The organism is Streptomyces speibonae (assembly GCF_984686075.1).
Genome location: NZ_OZ480260.1, coordinates 3,081,069 through 3,097,992, shown reverse-complemented (window position 1 = coordinate 3,097,992; position 16,924 = coordinate 3,081,069). Strand labels below are relative to the sequence as shown.

Below are 16,924 nucleotides of genomic sequence, written 5' to 3'. Positions count from 1 at the left end.
GCCGCCTCGGTCGACAGCGGCCTGCGCGCCTGGTCCCGGGTGGCTCTCCGCGTGTCGGTCGCTGGTGGCCCCGGCGTCTCGGCTGTCGTGGCCTGCGTGTCTCGGTCGCGGGTGGCGTCTTGTGCCGGTCCGTTGGCCGGCTCAGTCGCCGTGGTCCCCCCCCGTGGCGTTCCGGGGCTCAGTCCTCGGTGGCTTCTGAGGAAGGGGGTTCCTTTTCTCCCGGGCGGGAGCGGACCTCGTCCGTGCATTTGTAGCGGCGTGGCCGGCTGTTGTCCGGGCCGCCCAGGACCACCGAGCCGTCGCTCTCGGCCGCCGCCGAGTCGGAGAAGGTGCAGACGATCTGCGCCAGCGCCGACGCGGACAGGCTCCCCGGCACGGTGCCCAGCCGCAGGGCGTCCCGCGGATCACCGGGCCGCGGACCGCTCACTGTCGTCCCGGGCCGCACCCGCGTCGCGTACCCGGCCTCCCGCTCGGCGGCCGACGGCCGCTGCGACAACTCGTCCAGCAGCCCCTGCGCCACCAGCACCCGCCGCGCGTCCGCCGCCCCGTCCGGCACCCGCACCGTCCGGTCCACCGCCACCAGCGACGACCCGCACAGCAGGAACACCTGTACCGGCAGCCCCCGCTCGGCCTGCGTCGTCGGCTCCGGCTCGGCCAGCGAGCAGCGCACTCGCGAAGGCGCCGGACCGAAGTCCGTCGGCACCTCCGTGGCCCGGATCCCGCACCCCGCCAGCAGCGCCCCGAGCGCCCCGGCGGCCAGCAGCCCCCGCCCGCCCCGCAGGGCCGCACGCCGTACCGCCGTCCGCCGTCCGCTCATCGGGCCTCCCCCTCGGCGCCTTCCTTCCCGGCGTCGCCGTCCTTCTGTGAAGGATGCCGTGCGGAGACGTCCCGTGGCAGCCGCAGGGTGAAGATCGCGCCGCCCTCGGGGGAGTTGGCCGCAGTGATCTCGCCGCCGTGGATGTGGGCGTTCTCCAGGGCGATGGACAGCCCCAGTCCGCTGCCCTCGGAGCGCGGCCGGGAGGCACTCGCCTTGTAGAAGCGGTCGAAGACGTGCGGCAGGACCTCCTCCGGGATGCCCGGCCCGTGATCCCGCACCTCGATGATCACCGAGCCCCCGTCGCCCGCGCCCTCCAGGTCCTCCGGGGCGTCCGGGCCCTCCGGAGCTTCCGCGAGGGACTCCCGTACCGCCACCCGCACCGGCGACCCGCCGTGCTTGAGCGCGTTGCCGATCAGGTTGGCCAGGATGACGTCGAGGCGGCGCGGGTCGATCCGCGCATGGATGCCGCGCTCGGCGTCCAGATCGACCGCGTCCAGCCAGGCCCGCGCGTCGATGCAGGCGGTGATCTGGTCGGCGACATCGACGTCGTCGAGCACCAGACGGGCGGTGCCCGCGTCGAAGCGGGTCACCTCCATCAGGTTCTCCACCAGGTCGTTCAGCCGCCGGGTCTCGCTCACCACCAGCCGTACCGCCGGCTGGATCATCGGGTCGATGCCGCCGCCCTCGAACTCGAGCTCCTCCTCCAGGACCTCCGTCACCGCCGTGATCGCGGTCAGCGGCGTACGCAGCTCATGGCTCATGTCCGCCACGAACCGCCGCGAGGACTCGTCCCGCGCGGCCATGTCGGCCACCCGCTTCTCCAGCGCCTCGGCCGCCTTGTTGAACGTACGGGAGAGATCGGCCAGTTCGTCCGTGCCCGACACCCTGAGCCTGGTGTCCAGCTTCCCCTCACCGAGCCGCCGTGCGGCCACCCCCAGCCGCTGCACCGGCTTCAGCACGGTCGTCGCGGCGGCGTGCGCGAGCAGCGCGCTACCTATCAGTGCCAGCGCCGTGGCGATCCCCAGCGACCAGGCCAGCGAGTTGAGATCCTTGGCCTCCGGCTCCAGCGACTTCAGCATGTAGCCGGTCGGCCCGCCGCCGATCACCCGCGTCCCCGCCACCAGATACGGGGTGCCGCCGTCCGTCGTCCGCTGCCAGTACAGGTGGTGCGGATACTTGTTGTTCGACGTGATCTTCTGCCGCTCGGTGACCGCGTCGCGCAGCGAGGCCGGCACGTCCCGCAGCGAGAAGCCGTTCATCCCGCCCGAACTGCCGTACACCGTCCGCCCGTCGGGATCCTCCGCGACCAGCAGCACGGTGAAGCGCTGGCTGCTGGTGGCCATCTGGCTCGCGGTGCGCTGCAGTTCGTCCTGGGTGGGGTGCTCGGGCAGCGCGCCCGCCCGGTTCTGCATCTCCTGCTCGAAGTCGCGCAGCACCGCGTCCTGGGTGCGGGTCAGCACGGACTCACGGTTCAGCCAGTACGCGATGCCCGACGCGGACACCGCCGCGGTGAGCGCGACCAGCCCGAACACGACGACCAGCCGCAGCCGCAGGCTGGTGAAGCGCAGCCGTGACCAGATTCCCTTGCGCACGGCGGCCCAGCCGCCGGTACCCCCTTGGTGCTCCTGTGTCACTGAGGCGGATCCAGCCGGTAGCCGACACCGCGCACGGTGCGGATCAGCGTCGGGGACGAGGGCACGTCCTCGACCTTGGCGCGCAGCCGCTGGACACAGGCGTCCACCAGGCGCGAGTCGCCCAGGTAGTCGTGCTCCCACACCAGCCGCAGCAACTGCTGCCGGGACAGCGCCTGGCCCGGCCGCCGGCTCAGCTCCAGCAGCAGCCGCAGCTCCGTCGGCGTCAGCTGGAGGTCCTCGCCGTTCTTCGTCACCGTCATCGCCGAACGGTCGATGACCAGGCTGCCGAAGCTCGCCGAGTCGCTGGACTCCCGCTCGCCGCGCCGCAGCACCGCCCGGATGCGGGCGTCCAGCACGCGGCCCTGCACCGGTTTGACGACATAGTCGTCGGCGCCGGACTCCAGGCCGACCACCACGTCGATGTCGTCGTTGCGCGCGGTCAGCAGGATGATCGGCAACTGGTCGGTGCGCCGGATACGACGGCACACCTCGAAGCCGTCGATGCCGGGCAGCATCACATCCAGCACGATCAGATCGGGCCGCTGCTCACGCAGCAGCTTCAGACCGTCCTCTCCGCTGGCAGCGGTCGCCACCCGGTGACCCTGGCGCGTCAGTGAAAGCTCCAGGGCCGTCCGGATGGCGTCGTCGTCCTCGATCAGCAACAGGGAAGGCACCCGCTCATTCTGGCCCATGGAGGGCTCCCTGTTCGACCCGTGGGTGGGAGATGCCCATTGAACACGCATACGTGCCTCTACGTGCCCGGACACTTGTGAAGGACCTGTGCCCGCCGCGTGCCGGACCCCTGTGACACGCCTGTGACAGTCGGCGGACACGGCCATGAAGGTCCCCCGGCAAGCTATTCGGCACAAGCACAACAGCAGGACAGAACACCGGAAGTCCACGACGGGAGGCGCGAGATGAACATGCTGCACGGCACCAGCACCAGCGCAGTGGTCACACGCCTGCACGACGTGAACCGGGGTTCCGAGAAGTCCGGTGCGGCGGGCATGCGGGGGTGCGCCCGCGGCACCGGGCGTCAGCACACCACGATCATGACGGTGGTTGACGCGTCCACGGGGGACAAGGACGGGGGGAACGCGTACGGGGAGGGCTCGGGGGAGCGCCGCTCGCTGACGGAGGCGGAGTTCACCGCCTACGTCCAGGAGCGCCGCGCCTCCCTGTACGCCACCGCCTACCACCTGACCGGCGACCGCTTCGAGGCCGAGGACCTGCTGCAGAGCGCACTGTTCTCGACCTACCGGGCGTGGGACCGGATCAGCGACAAGGCGGCGGTCGGCGGATACCTCCGCCGCACCATGACCAACCTGCACATCAGCGCGTGGCGCCGCCGCAAGCTGAACGAGTACCCGACCGAGGAACTGCCGGAGACGGCCGGCGACACGGACGCGATGCGCGGCACCGAACTGCGCGCCGTCCTGTGGCAGGCACTGGCCCGGCTGCCCGAACTCCAGCGCACCATGCTGGTCCTGCGCTACTACGAGGGCCGCACGGACCCGGAGATCGCGGACATCCTCGGCATCAGTGTCGGCACGGTGAAGTCCAGCATCTGGCGGTCCCTCCGCCGGCTGCGCGAGGACGAGGTCCTCAGCTTCGGCCGTGACGAGGAGAACGCCTTCGGCGAGCTCGTCGCCTGAAGGTGAGGGGGAACCGGGGGGCCCGGGATCGGGGGATCCAGGGGACCGGGTAACAGGGGGGACCTGCGGGGATGCCGGGGGGCGTCACCGCGGCACGTGGGGGACACGGGGGAACCGGAGGGGGACACAAGGGGGGACAACGGGGGGCGGCCTCTGAGATCCGGGGGAGGGATCGACGAGGGACCGGAGAACCCACGGGGGATCCGAAAAGCCCCGAGGGCCCGAGGGGGGACTCCCGGGAACACGGGGGTCACTGGGGGGGCACGGGGGATCACGGAACAGCGGGACTGCGGAGGGCCGGGGGGCCCGCCCGGTCCCGCTGTTCGTGTGTGCGGGGTCGTGTGTGCGGGTCGTGTGTGAGGGGTTCCGTGCGCGGGGCCGCGTCAGGCCGGCGCGGTGGAGCTCGTACTCGTACTCGTGCCCGTCGCCGTACGTCCTGCGACCGCCGCCGTCGCGAGGCGGGTCAGGGCCTCGTCGCGGTCGCAGGCGTGGGCGCCCAGGGCGGCCTGGCGGGCGATGATGGAGCGCTCCAGGCGCATCAGACGCCAGCCGCGGCGCAGCAGGAACGGCACGGACTTGCGGCCCTCCTTGAGGTCCCGCAGGAAGCGTCGCCGGAACGTCCGCACCGGGCCGCGGCTCAGGCAGAGCGCGTCGGCCAGCAGGCCCAGATCACGGCAGCGGCCGATGATCTCCGCGGCGAAGATGCCCTCCGCGATGAACAGCGGGGTGCCGCCGATGTCGACGGCCTCCTCGCCCGTACGGGCGCTCAAGGAGATGTCGTAGACGGGGACTTGGGTGCGACGCGTCCTGCACAGCCGTTCGATCGCGGCGACGGCGATGTCCGCGTCCCAGGAGCCGGGGTCGTCCCAGTCGATGTCCGACGTGCCCGCCACCAGGGGCAGGGTCGGGTCGTCGCCCTCCTTGTAGAAGTCGTCGAGACGCAGCACCGGAAGGCCGGAGCGGGCCGCGAGCAGGGACTTGCCGGAGCCGGAGGGGCCGCAGAGCAGCACGACTCGCGCGGATATGGGCGACTGGGAACTCACAGGACACCAGTGTGAGGCATCGTCCGGGGGGCGTACGACCCCGAGGTACGGCTTTGAAGCGCGCGTCACACGTCGACTACGCTTCGCGACGAACCGATCACACAGTGAAGGTAGTAGGTGGCACAGCGATGGCCCGACACAAGGCACCCAGGATGCCGACCCCGACCGCCCGGCGCGCCCTGGCGGTCCTCGCGACGGCGGGTGCGGCGCTCGGCCTCGGTACGGCCACGGCGGCGGCCGCGGACTCCGGGGCGCTCCTCGACGGCGCCGGTGCCGACGCCGGCCGGGTCGTGGGCACGGTCGCGGACCTCAAGCCCAACCCGCTCGCCGGCACGGGCGTGGACCCGCTCGACAACGGCGTTGCCGCGCAGGTCGCCGACTTCCGGCCGGTGGACTCCCGGCAGGTGACCGGACCGGTCGCCCAGGCGCAGAGTGTCGACAGCATCCCGGTGGCGGGGCGGGCGACGGACGCGCTGAGGGGCTGAGCTCACCACACCAGACGCGGAGCCGCGCCTCCTCTCCTGGGGGCGCGGTTCTCTGTTTGCACGGGGGCGATCTGCGCTCGGCGAAGTTGTTCCGTCGAAACAGACGGAACACCCGTGACCCGCCGGATAGCCTGATCGGCGGCCCCGCCCATGACGTGTGTGAGGCCTTGCGCAGACGACACTGGGGGGGAATCCATGGCCAATCCCTACTACATGCGTCACCTTCGCAAGGGACTTGAGAAGAGGTTCCGCCCGCACATCGACATGTCCGACCGGGCCAAGGCGGATCCCAAGGAGGAGGAGAGGGCGTTCCTGAGCCGCGCGGTTGCGGCGCTCGCAGTCAAGCACGAGACGGGGTGGAGTGATGCCCAGGCAGCGGCCGGCGTGATCGACGGCTTCGGGGACCGGGGCATCGACGCTGTCGCAGTCGAGGAGCGTGGAGAAGACCGCTACCACATCACTTTGGTACAGGCGAAGTGGAGTGTGAACGGTACTGCCGGTTTCGGGGAACGCGAGCTCAGGGCGTTGTTCAGAGGCCTGGATGATCTGCGAGAATTGGAGTTCCATCGCTTCAACAGCCGGATCGAGTCCCATGCGGTAGCGCTTGAGACAGCACTGGACAATCCAGGGACCATCCGGCTGGTCCTTGCCCTGGTTACGGAGAATGACCTGCACCCCAACATCGAGCGGGAGCTCAAGAAGGGGATCGAGGAGCGCAGCTGGCTGCCGGGCATGATCGATTACGAGGTCATCGACCTGAGAGGCCTCTATCAGGAGTTGCTGGGCGATCAGGCGGAGAGAAAGATCGAGCTCGATGTGTGGCTCGAGGGCGCCGGTAAGGAGACGATGCCGTACGAGGCGTTCTACGGCACCGTGTCCGTGACGGAGATCGCGGAGTGGTATCAGGGCGACAACCGGGCCCACCTGTTCTCACGCAATCTGCGGGACGCTCTGGATGTCTCCGACGTCAACCCCAAGATCCAGGCCACGCTGCTCAGCGAGCCCCAGCACTTCTGGTACTTCAGTAATGGCATCACGCTGCTCTGCGAGAGTTACGAGCCGAAAGGGAAGGGGGCGTTCAGACCTGGTGCGGGAGTCGGTTTCCGGTTGAAAGGTGCCAGTGTCGTCAACGGCGCGCAGACAGTGGACGCGATAGCGCGCGCGGTCCAGAAGAGCCCCGGAAACGCAGGGCAGGGGCGGGTCCTGGTGCGGATCATCTCCCTCAAGGAGTGTCCCGAAGGGTTCGGCGACCGGGTCACCACAGCTGCCAACACGCAGAACCCCGTGCAGGAGCGGGACTTCAAGTCACGTGATCGGATGCAGTTCGACCTCCGTGACGAGTTCATCGTCTCGCTCGGCCTGAACTATGTCATTCGTCGCGGGGAGCCGGCGCCCCACCCCGCGGCCGGCTGCACCATGACCGAGGCCGCGCTCGCGCTGGCTGCGACGCACCGTTCGCCGGACCTGGTCGCCCGAGCCAAGCGGGACTCGTCCACGTTGTGGGAGGACCGCCACTACCGTGACCTTTTCGGGCATCGCCCGAGTGCGGCCAGGGTCTGGCGCGTGGTACAGCTCTTGAGGGAGGTGCGCGAGGCTCTGGGGAAGCTGCGCGTCGATCTGTACGGCAGGGTTGCCAGCGCGGCGGGGAACGCCGACCTGCTCATCGCGCATGCAATTTTCCAGACCATGGACACTCAAGGTCTCGATGACACCGACGAGGCGGGTGAAGCCCGGTGGCGGGAGCGACTGGCGGCTGTGCCTGAGCTGACCGGACGGGCCTTGTGGTGGTTCGTGGCGATCGCGGATGTTGCCTTCGGTGAGAAGAGTCAGTACGCCACGACTGTACGTACGGCCGAGCGTGTACAAGTGGTTGCCCGGCGTCTGACCGAGCGACTCAAGTCGGGAGACAAGGCTCCCGACTACAGTGAGTATCAGGTCACCGAGCAGCCCTCGGGCAGGGGCGGCAGGCTGGCGAACGCGGTGCGGGTGATCGTCGACGCGGGTCGGATCGCTGAGGGCACTGTGCTGGAGTTCCGTCCGGTAACCGGCCCCGACCGCCGTGGCCTGCCGAACTGGTTGTCTGCTGACGCGAAACGATCTCGTGCAGTGTGGCGGAACAACAAGACCAAGCCTCTGGTCTGGGAAGCGGACGGTAAGCCGTACGCGCCCTCCACGCTTTCTCGACACATGCGCGGGGAGGCCATGGGGGTCCATCAGCAGGTTCAGGGAACTCGATACTGGCATGTGCCGGGTGAAGGCTCGCTTGCCGACATCGCGGCCGAACTGCGGGCTGTCGACGACTTGGATGCGGGACGGAACGCCGAGGAATAGCGACGTGGCGTCCTTCTGGCGCATACGGAGGGTGAGCGGTGCGGGGCCGAACGGAACCGGTCCCGGGCTGTCCTAGTCTTGGTCGGTGCCGTCGATCTGACGGCGGGCGGTGTGCCGTGCGACAAGAGGGAACAGAGGGGCACTCATCACGATGGCTGAGGAACAGTTGGGCTTCGACATGCCGGAGGAGGGTCCGCGCAAGCCGGAGACGTCCGGGGAGACCGCCAAGGAGGACACCGGCGAGGCGCCCGCAGGGCCGCGCAAGCTTGCCGACGACGAGGTCTTCGACTACATCACCGGCGACAAGGTGGTGAAGCTCACCGAGGCCGAGAAGGTACGCCAGCACATCGCCCGCTCCCTCGTTCATCAGTACGGCATCGACCCGCACGACATGGAGGCCGACTTCTCCATCCCGGTGATCAACGACGCCGGCCGCAAGACCCGTCGCCGAGCGAGCATCGCGATCTTCGAGCACGGCAAGAAGCACGAGCTGGAGAACCTCCGCCGGGTCGTCATCACCAAGCCCCGCCCCAAGGACAGCCGCACCGTTTCCAAGATCCGCACCTACGCCCATGCCAAGGCGCAGATCGACGAGCTCGGCCAGCTCATGCAGGCGGCACCCGGCTGCCGCTACGGGATGTGGACGGACGACAAGGACCTCTACTTCGTCCGCAAGGACGACGATTCGTCCCTGTTCGAAACGAAGTACCGTCCCATGCTGAACTGGCCGCGTGGCGATGCAACCAGCTTCGACGCCCAGGGCGATGCCTCCTCCCTCGCGATCATGCGGCGGGCAGACGAGCGGATGCTGCGGTTCGCCTTCCGCCGCTGCCACAACTACATCCACGGCAACGAGGGTCTGCCCAAGGACGCAGCGTTCTGGCAGTTCCTGTACGTGCTGTTCGCCAAGTTGCACGACGAGCGGCTGGTGCGTGAGGGCGCCGAGGTGCCGCGCTTCCGCATCGACAGCGACGACCTCGCCGCCGCCGCCGAGGAGGAGGCGGGCAGCGCCGAGGTCGCCCAGCGGATAAGGGAGCTGTTCGACGAGGTCAAGGAGTTCTACGCTCCCCAGCAGCTGTTCGACGAGTACGACCGCCTGACCCTGACCGACGGTGCCCTCACCTTCATCGTCAAGCAGCTCGCCACCTACCGCATGCACGACACGTCCCTGGATGCCCTCGGCACCGCTTACCAGGAACTCGTCGGGGACAACCTGCGCGGCGACCGCGGCCAGTACTTCACCCCGTCCGGTGCGGTCCGCCTCATGGTCGAGATGCTCAATCCCCAGGAGGGTCAGACCGTCCTCGACCCGTGCTGCGGCACCGGCGGCTTCCTCCGGGAGACCCTGCTGCACATCCTGCACACGTGGATGCCGGAGGACGAGCAGGACCTGTCCGTTCAGGAGAAGGCCCGGCAGGAGACCAGGAAGCGGAAGCGGCTCGGCGAGTACGCCCAGGCCTGTGTCTTCGGCACCGACTTTGACCCCTTCCTCACCCGCGCCGCCGCGTTCGGCGTGATGATGCTCACCGACGTCGCGGGCAACACCTTCCAGGTCGACTCCCTGGGCTTCCCCCGGATGGGCAACCTGCGGGGCATGCAGCGCGCCCTCCAGTACCTCGACCGCATCGCGCCCGGCGAAGTCGACATCCTGCTCACCAACCCGCCCTTCGGCTCCGACATCCCCGTGACCGGACCGGTGCTCGAACTGTTCCGCACGGACGAGGACGGCTTTGAGAAGGAACGGAGCATCGCCTACAGCTGGTCCCGAGGCGAGGACGGCACGCTGGTGAAGGGCAGGCCGGCCGTCTCCGTGGCGCCCGAGCGGCTCTTCGTGCAGAAGGCCGTCGAGTGGGTCAAGCCGGGCGGCCGCATCGGCATCGTGCTGCCCAACGGCATCCTGTCCAACCCTGGCCCCGACGACGAGGCGGTACGCAAGTACATCCTCGACGAGTGCTGGGTGATGGCCAGCGTGGAACTTCCCGTGGAGATCTTCGTCGTCGGTGCGGGCGTCAACATCCTCACCACCCTGCTCTTCCTCCAGAAGAAGACGCAGGAGGAGAGGGACGAGGAGCAGGTGCACGGTCCTCTCGACCACCCCGTCTTCATGGCTGTCGCCGAGAAGGTCGGCCACGACCGGCGCGGCAACGACCTGTTCGTCCGGGACGCCAAGGGTGACTACGTCATCAAGGAGTACGAGGAGAAGGACGAGGTTGTCGTCAAGAACGTCGCGATCGAGCGCTCCATCAAGCGGCGTACCCGCATCCTCGACAACGACCTGATGTCCGAGCGTGACCGACCTAAGTACCACGATCGGCCGAGCGTCGTCCGCGAGTACCGCAAGTTCATCAAGGAGTACGGCGACCAGCTCCCCTGGAAGCGGCCGGAGGATGACGCGTGAGGATCGCGGAGCGGGGCAACCCGACCATGCGGAGCTGGCTCGACCGGCAGGGGTTGCGATTGGACGCCAAGCCTTACTTGTCGGGGGCGTTCGCCACGCAACAATTGCTGGAGCGGTTGTCTGTTGCGAAGGTTCAGCTGAAGGAGGTCACGGCTGGGCACGGCGGGGGGATCTTCAACGGGCCGAAGTTCCGCCGGGTGTATCTGCCCGATCCGGAGCACAGCGTGCCGTTCATCGGAAGTAAGGACATGCTCGTCGCCGACTTGGGCGGGGTACCTCGACTCAGGAAGAGAGACGCCGAGTCAAGCCAGCTGCATTACTTGAGGCTGGAACCTGGGATGACCTTGATTGCGTGCTCGGGGTTCAATGCGGGGCGGCGAGCGTATGCGCGACCGGACATGGATGGTGCGTGGTCCTCCCAGCATGTCATCAAGGTTGTACCGGATCGAAAAAAGATCCTGCCGGGGTACTTGTACGCCTTTCTTGCCAGTCGGTTTGGAGAAGTGCTGGTCAAAGAAGGAGTATATGGGTCGGCCATCAAGCACATCGAGCCGCACCATATTGAAGGTCTTCCGGTGCCGCGCTTCGGCGAGGCGGTGGAGAAGGAGATCCACGAACTCATGGACGAAGCCGCCTCATTGCGGGCGGCGTTCCAGAGTGGCGTGAATCAGGCGACACGGGATCTGTTCGAGACCGCGGGGCTCGGGGATCTGCTTGACCTGCGGTGGCACGAGCAGGGGCGGGACCTCGGGTTCGCGCAGCGCGGGGTGAATGCGACGACGCTGAGGGCGCTGAATTTCCAGCCACGGGCGCAGAAGATACTGCGGCGGCTGGGGGAGGTTGAGCATGTGACGTTGGGGGAGGTTTGCAAGGGTGGTCAGATGAGCCGTGGCCTACGCTTTCCGCGCGTCGACGGCGAACCAGGGGACACTTACAGCTACCGGCTGGTGGGCCAGCGTCAGGCGTTCTGGGTCCGGCCGGAAGGGCGATGGATCAGTAAGGCACACACTCCAAAGGAGGTGCTGGCGGAGGACGAGACGGTCTTGATCGCCGCCCGCGGAACGCTGGGAGAGAACGAGGTCTACGGCAGATCAATCCTCGTAACAGCCGCATGGAGCGGTCACGCTTACTCCGAGGACTTCTTGCGGGTGCGTTCAGGCCTCTCAGGATTTTCCGGCGCCTACTTGAGTGCCTTCCTCCGGTCTGACCCCATGTTTCGAGTGCTGCGTTCTTGTTCAACAGGTGGTAAACAACAGGACATTCACCTTGGCCTATGCGCTGCAATTCCGGTACCGACCCTGACTGAGGACGACCGTAAACGCGTCGCAGGCACTGTCCGCCAGGCTTACAGTCAGCGTGATGAGGCCGACCGCAAGGAGGACCGTGCCCTTGCAGTCTTGGAAGAGGCAGTAGCTCGGCATGCGGGCGTTTCACCCGACTGAGCCGCATTCTCCTGGGGCCTTGTACGGGCTCATGACCCGTACAAGGACACTCAGACCTGGGACGAAGCGTCCTTGAAGCTCCCGATGAACTGGTTCCATGCCTTGGTGGGGACCACCAGGATGGGTCCAGCAGCGTTCTTGCTGTCCCGGATGGGCACAGCGCCAGGGAAGCCGTCGGCGACCTCGAGGCAGTTGCCCCCGTCCACGTTGCTGTAGCTCGACTTGCGCCACCGTATAGGGCTCAGTCCGATTGCTGCTCGCATGGGTTGAAGCCTTCCATCGCTGCTTCGATCATCGCGGCGGACTCCCGCGGCGACAGGGCGTTGGCCCTGAGTAGATCGTAAGCCCGGCGCCGCTTCATGGCCTCTGCCGGATCCTCGATAAGTTGGCCGGAGTAGTTGCTCTCCACGTAGGCCACTGCCGTGGTATTCGGCAGTGTGAGGAGCGTCAGGGTGCTGTCGAGCAGCGCGTGTTCCCCATGTGCGCAAGGGATGACCTGCACCTCAATGCGCGGCGACTCGGCGAACGACAGCAGAGCCTGGAGCTGTTCGCGTGCGGTTGCCGGACCACCGACAGGGCGCCGTAGAACGCCCTCCTCCAGAAGCGCCCACAAGCGGGGCCCATCCCCCTCCCCCAACCGCCCCTGCCTCCCCACCCGAAGCTCCACCTTCCGCTCGATTTCCTCCCCCGAGGCCTCCGGGTCCCCCACCCGCAGCAGCGCCCGCGCGTATGCCGGTGTCTGGAGCAGCCCGGGTACCAGGTGCCCGGCGTATTCGTGGACGTCGGTGGCCTGGTCGGCGAGTTCCATGAAGCGGCGGTAGCGGTCGGGGTAGCGCTCCCGCTGGATGATGCTCCACAGGCCCTCGAACAGTCCGCCCGTGCCGAACGCGGCGTCGAGCTTGGAGGAGAGCGGGGGCAGAGGCAGGCGCTCGGCGGTCTCGACACCGTGGAGCTGGGTCTTGCTGTAGTTCACGATGTCGGACAGCCGGTCCAGGGACACCCCGGCCAACTGGCGCTGGCGGCGCAGTTCCGTGCCGTAGAGGTCCCGTGCCGAGCGGGCCGGGTCGAGCTTCTGGGTCTCGGAGGCCATGTGCTTCCCCTGTTGCCGTGCTGTTCGGCATCCCCGGGTGGAATGCCGCCACCCTGTTCACGGTAGTGGCGGACGGTGACGACGTGGGTGCGAACAGTGAAAAGCCGGAGTGTGCGGTGAAACCGTGGAGCCGTCTCCGGGGCAACTGCGGAAGCTGCCCCGTCCCAAGGGGCTTGCGTACTCCCAGTATCGATCTGGCGTACCCTCCGGGCGGCCGCGGCTGTCCGGCGTACGACGACCGGCAGGAGGGCTGGGCAGCCGCTCAGGGGCGGGCGCGCACAATCAGTGTCCCGATGTGACCCGGCCTGGGTGCGTCCACGACCGATGCCTCGACCGAGGAGAACCCGGCCCGGATCAGGTGCCTCTCCCACACCGCGGGCTTGTAGCTGTAGCGGTAGGTGAACATCGCCTTGCCCGCGAAGCCGCCCTTGTACATGCCCTGCGGTCCGTAGGCACCGGGGATGGCGGGCGGTTGGGAGAACGCGAACACGCCTCCCGGAGCCAGGTGCCGGCGGACGAGCGGGAACAGCCGGGAAGGATCGGTGAACCAGGCCGCGCCGAAGATGGAGTACACGGCGTCGTACCGGCCCCGGTCGGTGGCGAGCCAGTCGATGACCTCTCCCTGCTCGATCCGTACCCCGAGCGGTGCCCACTTCTCGCCCGCGCGCTGCACCATCCGCGGGGACAGGTCCACGCCGGTCGCCTTCACGCCCTGACGTGCGAGGTGGGCGAGGGCCCTCCCGGTGCCGCAGCCCAGTTCCAGGACCGTCTCCGGTGTGCCGAGGAGTTCGGTGCAGGGGCCGTGGCCGGTGTACTGGGTCCAGCAGAACGACGGCTCGGCGTCGTCCTTGAACGCGGACTCGGCGTAGGTGTCCCACAGTTCGGTCTCGGCAGCGATGTCGTGAGGTACGGGCACGGCGGTTCCTCCGGTCGTCGGGATGCGGGAGCCCCCGCCCTCGGGAAGCCATGAGGGCGGGGGCGACTGTAGCGCCGGTTCAGTGGCTGTCGGGGACCTTGTCGTCGCACGGTGAGCAGTCCGCGCCGTCGATGGCCCACAGCTCTTCGTCGATCGCCCAGCCCTGGTTCCTCAGGAAGTCGCCGGTGCGCAGGCACAGGCCGTCGCTGCGGCGCTGGATGAACGGGGCGTGGTGCTTGAACCTGCCGCCGTTGTACAGGCGGCAGATTCCCCACCAGACGGGTGTGTCGAGGATCAACTGGTGGACGCCGATGTCGACGAGCCTGCCGACACCGAGGTGGACGTCGGGGTTCTCGATGGAGCCCACGACGTACATGACGGCGTTGCCGAGGATTCGTTCGGCCATGTCGCGGACCATGGTGTGGTCACGCAGGAGCAGGGCGATCTCGCGGTCCCACAGGTTCATGCCGGAGTCGAAGACGTTGACGGTGAGTTCGGTGATGTGCGGGGCGACCGCGTTGAGGAGTTGCTGCGGGTCGCGGGTCCGTGTCGCGGCAAGCTGCTCCAAGGCGATGGTCACGTCTTCCTCCAGCGGTGAAGTAATGCGGTACTTGGGCCGTGACCAGGACGGTACGGAGGCAGGTTGCAGGCATGTGTGCCGATTGCCTCGGATTGCCGAAGGAACTGTTGAGTTGTGACGGATTGTTCAGTGGAGGTTGAGGGAGGCGCGCGCCCGGCCGATCAGCCGGCGTGCCTGTTCCCCGTAGACCGCGGTCGCATCGAGCCGGTCCCAGGCGCGGCCGTACAGGGCGAGATCCTCGGCGGACTCCAGCACGAACTCCGAGTTGATCGTCTCGACGACCACCCGCTCCTCGTCGAAGATCCAGAAGCCGTGCTTCGGAGACAGCTTCAGCCGGGCTCCGAACGGCACGATCCCGAGCGTCACCTGGGGCATGCCGATCAGCCCTATCAGTCGGTCGTACTGACCTGCCATCACCTCACCGGGCCCGACGCGGGCATGCAGCGCGCCTTCCCAGATCAGGACGCGGAAGCTGTGGCCGTCCTCGTACAGCACCTCCTGTCGTCTCATGCGGGCGCTCACGGCTTCGTCGGTGTCCCGCGGTGACTGCATGAGGTCGGCGTTGAGGAGCAGCAGGTGCCGGGCGTAACCGGGGGTCTGGAACAGTCCGGGCATCACGGTGGCTTCGTAGCCGCGGACGGTCGCGGTGCGCCGGTAGGCGGCGACGTAGCGGTCCTGTACGGCCCGGTGCCCGGTGGCGAGCTGACGGCGCCAGGACCGTTGCCGGGACTCCAGGCCCCGCAGCCGGCTCAGGAGGTCGGCGGACTCCGCAGGGACGCCGAGGGCCTGCGCCCAGGCCCGGAGGTCGGCGGCTGTCGCAGTCTGTTTCCCGTTTTCGAGACGGGACACCTTCGAGCGCTGCCAGCCCAGCCGATCGGCCAGTTCCTTGCCCTGGAGGCCGGCCTCGCTGCGCAGCTCGCGCAGCCGCGCGCCGAGGGCCTCGCGGCCGGACTGGTGATCGGTGGCGCTCACCCGGCCGACGGTACCTGTGCCTGGAACCGGCCGGTAGGCACAGCGTGATGCCAGGCGGCATCGCGAGCCTGGCAGGCACGCACGACGCTCTCTGCGTCCTCCAGGACCCGGAGGCCGAGAGTGACGCCGTGGTCGTCGATGACGAACTTCACCAGGATGCGGGAGTCGAACAGCCAGAAGTCGTAGTCCGGCAGCCCAAGACGTGCTGCGTCGGTACGCCAGAGGTTGCGGATGTCCTCACCGGCGGCCACATTCCCGAGCCCGGTGGCGAGGAGGAACCGCTGGCCCTCGGTGGGCGGATTGTCGACGAGGCGGACCCGCTCGTATCGCTTCCCGGTCTGAGTCTGCCGGCGGACGGCGGCCTGCCAAGGGTTGGCCGGGTCGTAGCCGAAGGTCTCACCCCGCTGGAAGCGGGGCCAGTTCGGGCTGTCCCGGTCGGTGGCGTAACCGCGCTGTGTTTCGAGGCGCCAGGCCGTGTGCTGGAAGCTGGTGAAGAGGTGGGTGATCTCGTCGAACGTGATCAGGTCCGGCACGCGGTTCTACTCCTTCGTCGGTGTGTCGGCGGCCGGGGAGACGAGGCCGGGCATGAAGCGGGTCAGCAACTCACGGGGGATCCGTACGAACGTCTCCGAGGGTTTGACGTCCCGGAGCTGCGCCAGATGCTCTGGGGTGGTCTCGCGGTCGCCCTGCACGAGGATCTCTCCGGTCTCGACGATCTCGTAGAGAGTGGGGCAGTTCCCGTTCTCCGAAGTGGTACCGATGAACCTGAGCGTCACGGGGGTTCTCCGTTCTGGCTGTCGGACGTCCAGAATGCTGCGGATCGCGAGAGACTGCTCGTGAATTGCAGGAGATTGCACCGAGCGGCTCCGGGCGCGTTGATTGCCAGCAACGGACGCCGCACCGGCGTGAGGCGGTCAGTCGGGTGCGCAGGCAGGTCGGACGGCCTGGAGATCGCCGTGTGTGGTGCCGGACCCTGCTGTCGCCTCCGGGGCCGCGCCTGGTCCGCCTGTTCGCACGGCGTAGACGACTCCGTGGCTCCTCTTTCCCCGGTCGACGTGCTGTTCCGTATCCCCAGTGGGAATACCGTCACCCTGGTCGAGGCAGTTGCGGAAGGTGACTCTATGGGTGCGAACAGTGAAATCCCGAGCCGCCCTGGCGCGGCTCCCGCACCAGGAGGCACCACATGGCCCCCCACACCCCGTCGGCACCGACGCCGCCCCCGCTGCCCCGCCGTTCCGCCATCGCCGCCGCGGCCCAGGCGCACGAGGCAGCCGTACGCGCCGCGCGGGAGGAACGCGCACCGCAGCGGCTGCCCGTCGGGCAGCTCGCGTACGACACCCGGCGGGAGCGGCGGGGCATCGTCATGGATCACCTCGACGGGCTGGTCTGGCTGCGCCCGGAGGGCGGCGGAACCGAGTGGACCGCGCGGCCCGACGAGGTCGAGCCGGCCGCCTCCGTGCTCGGGGGCGATCTGCCCGAGGGCATCCTGCGGGCCCGGGTCGCCGTGGCGAACTCCCGCAGCAGGCAGAAGCTGCTGTGACCGCAAGTGCGGCTCCCGTCA

17 protein-coding genes are annotated in these 16,924 nt (G+C 68.3%); 6 read left to right on the top strand and 11 right to left on the bottom strand.

The window, feature by feature from the left end:
* Positions 1-178: 178 nt before the first annotated feature.
* The 3 genes from AC5L3C_RS13725 to afsQ1 are packed head-to-tail and all read right to left on the bottom strand — an operon-like array spanning position 179 to position 3,125.
* Positions 179-817 (bottom strand): hypothetical protein, encoded by a 639-nt coding sequence (locus tag AC5L3C_RS13725; protein WP_493649246.1) that lies wholly within the window; start codon positions 815-817, stop codon positions 179-181.
* The gene (locus tag AC5L3C_RS13720; protein ID WP_493649245.1) at positions 814-2,451 is read right to left on the bottom strand and encodes an ATP-binding protein; all 1,638 of its coding nucleotides are present in this window, start codon (positions 2,449-2,451) and stop codon (positions 814-816) included. The genes AC5L3C_RS13725 and AC5L3C_RS13720 overlap by 4 nt, the downstream gene beginning before the upstream one ends.
* A complete protein-coding gene (gene afsQ1 / locus AC5L3C_RS13715; RefSeq protein ID WP_029394402.1) occupies positions 2,448-3,125 on the bottom strand; it encodes a two-component system response regulator AfsQ1 in 678 nt (225 codons plus the stop codon). Before afsQ1 ends, AC5L3C_RS13720 begins: the two co-directional genes overlap by 4 nt.
* A 243-nt stretch (positions 3,126-3,368) precedes the next feature.
* On the opposite strand from afsQ1, the gene AC5L3C_RS13710 reads away from it, so the two are divergent.
* Positions 3,369-4,106 (top strand): SigE family RNA polymerase sigma factor, encoded by a 738-nt coding sequence (locus tag AC5L3C_RS13710; RefSeq protein ID WP_125504562.1) that lies wholly within the window; start codon positions 3,369-3,371, stop codon positions 4,104-4,106.
* 383 nt (positions 4,107-4,489) lie between these two features.
* Here the strand turns inward: AC5L3C_RS13710 and AC5L3C_RS13705 are convergent, their stop codons facing one another.
* The gene (locus AC5L3C_RS13705; protein WP_493649244.1) at positions 4,490-5,218 is read right to left on the bottom strand and encodes a uridine kinase family protein; all 729 of its coding nucleotides are present in this window, start codon (positions 5,216-5,218) and stop codon (positions 4,490-4,492) included.
* Positions 5,219-5,277: 59 nt separating this feature from the next.
* Between AC5L3C_RS13705 and AC5L3C_RS13700 the strand changes: the two genes are divergently transcribed.
* The 4 genes from AC5L3C_RS13700 (at position 5,278) to mads5 (ending at position 11,805) form a co-directional block, all read left to right on the top strand.
* The gene (locus AC5L3C_RS13700) at positions 5,278-5,634 is read left to right on the top strand and encodes a hypothetical protein (RefSeq protein ID WP_493649243.1); all 357 of its coding nucleotides are present in this window, start codon (positions 5,278-5,280) and stop codon (positions 5,632-5,634) included.
* 195 nt (positions 5,635-5,829) lie between these two features.
* A complete protein-coding gene (locus tag AC5L3C_RS13695; protein ID WP_493649242.1) occupies positions 5,830-7,965 on the top strand; it encodes an AIPR family protein in 2,136 nt (711 codons plus the stop codon).
* Positions 7,966-8,116: 151 nt separating this feature from the next.
* Positions 8,117-10,363, top strand: coding sequence for a methylation-associated defense system DNA methyltransferase MAD2 (mads2, locus tag AC5L3C_RS13690; protein WP_493649241.1), 2,247 nt, complete (start codon positions 8,117-8,119; stop codon positions 10,361-10,363).
* Positions 10,360-11,805, top strand: a complete 1,446-nt coding sequence (mads5, locus tag AC5L3C_RS13685; protein ID WP_493649240.1) for a methylation-associated defense system restriction endonuclease subunit S MAD5 — start codon at positions 10,360-10,362, stop codon at positions 11,803-11,805. The genes mads2 and mads5 overlap by 4 nt, the downstream gene beginning before the upstream one ends.
* A gap of 50 nt (positions 11,806-11,855) precedes the next feature.
* Here mads5 and AC5L3C_RS13680 read toward each other — a convergent pair whose 3' ends face one another.
* The 7 genes from AC5L3C_RS13680 to AC5L3C_RS13650 all read right to left on the bottom strand — a co-directional run bounded on the left by AC5L3C_RS13680 (position 11,856) and on the right by AC5L3C_RS13650 (position 16,139).
* On the bottom strand, positions 11,856-12,068 hold the full coding sequence (locus AC5L3C_RS13680) for a DUF397 domain-containing protein (RefSeq protein ID WP_493649239.1): 213 nt from the start codon (positions 12,066-12,068) through the stop codon (positions 11,856-11,858).
* Complete coding sequence (locus tag AC5L3C_RS13675) at positions 12,047-12,895, bottom strand: DUF5753 domain-containing protein (RefSeq protein WP_493649238.1); 849 nt, start codon at positions 12,893-12,895, stop codon at positions 12,047-12,049. The genes AC5L3C_RS13680 and AC5L3C_RS13675 overlap by 22 nt, the downstream gene beginning before the upstream one ends.
* A gap of 262 nt (positions 12,896-13,157) precedes the next feature.
* The gene (locus AC5L3C_RS13670) at positions 13,158-13,811 is read right to left on the bottom strand and encodes a class I SAM-dependent DNA methyltransferase (protein ID WP_493649237.1); all 654 of its coding nucleotides are present in this window, start codon (positions 13,809-13,811) and stop codon (positions 13,158-13,160) included.
* A gap of 79 nt (positions 13,812-13,890) precedes the next feature.
* Positions 13,891-14,391, bottom strand: coding sequence for a glycine-rich domain-containing protein (locus tag AC5L3C_RS13665; RefSeq protein WP_493649236.1), 501 nt, complete (start codon positions 14,389-14,391; stop codon positions 13,891-13,893).
* A 126-nt stretch (positions 14,392-14,517) separates the two neighbouring features.
* Positions 14,518-15,363 (bottom strand): helix-turn-helix domain-containing protein, encoded by an 846-nt coding sequence (locus AC5L3C_RS13660; protein ID WP_493649235.1) that lies wholly within the window; start codon positions 15,361-15,363, stop codon positions 14,518-14,520.
* Positions 15,360-15,896, bottom strand: a complete 537-nt coding sequence (locus tag AC5L3C_RS13655) for a DUF6879 family protein (protein ID WP_493649234.1) — start codon at positions 15,894-15,896, stop codon at positions 15,360-15,362. The genes AC5L3C_RS13660 and AC5L3C_RS13655 overlap by 4 nt, the downstream gene beginning before the upstream one ends.
* Before the next feature lie 6 nt (positions 15,897-15,902).
* Positions 15,903-16,139 carry a hypothetical protein gene (locus AC5L3C_RS13650; protein ID WP_493649233.1) on the bottom strand — a complete coding sequence of 79 codons (237 nt, stop codon included), beginning with the start codon at positions 16,137-16,139 and terminating at the stop codon, positions 15,903-15,905.
* Between the two features lie 407 nt (positions 16,140-16,546).
* Here AC5L3C_RS13650 and AC5L3C_RS13645 point away from each other — a divergent pair, with 407 nt between their 5' ends.
* A complete protein-coding gene (locus tag AC5L3C_RS13645) occupies positions 16,547-16,903 on the top strand; it encodes a hypothetical protein (RefSeq protein ID WP_493649232.1) in 357 nt (118 codons plus the stop codon).
* Positions 16,904-16,924 lie beyond the last annotated feature (21 nt).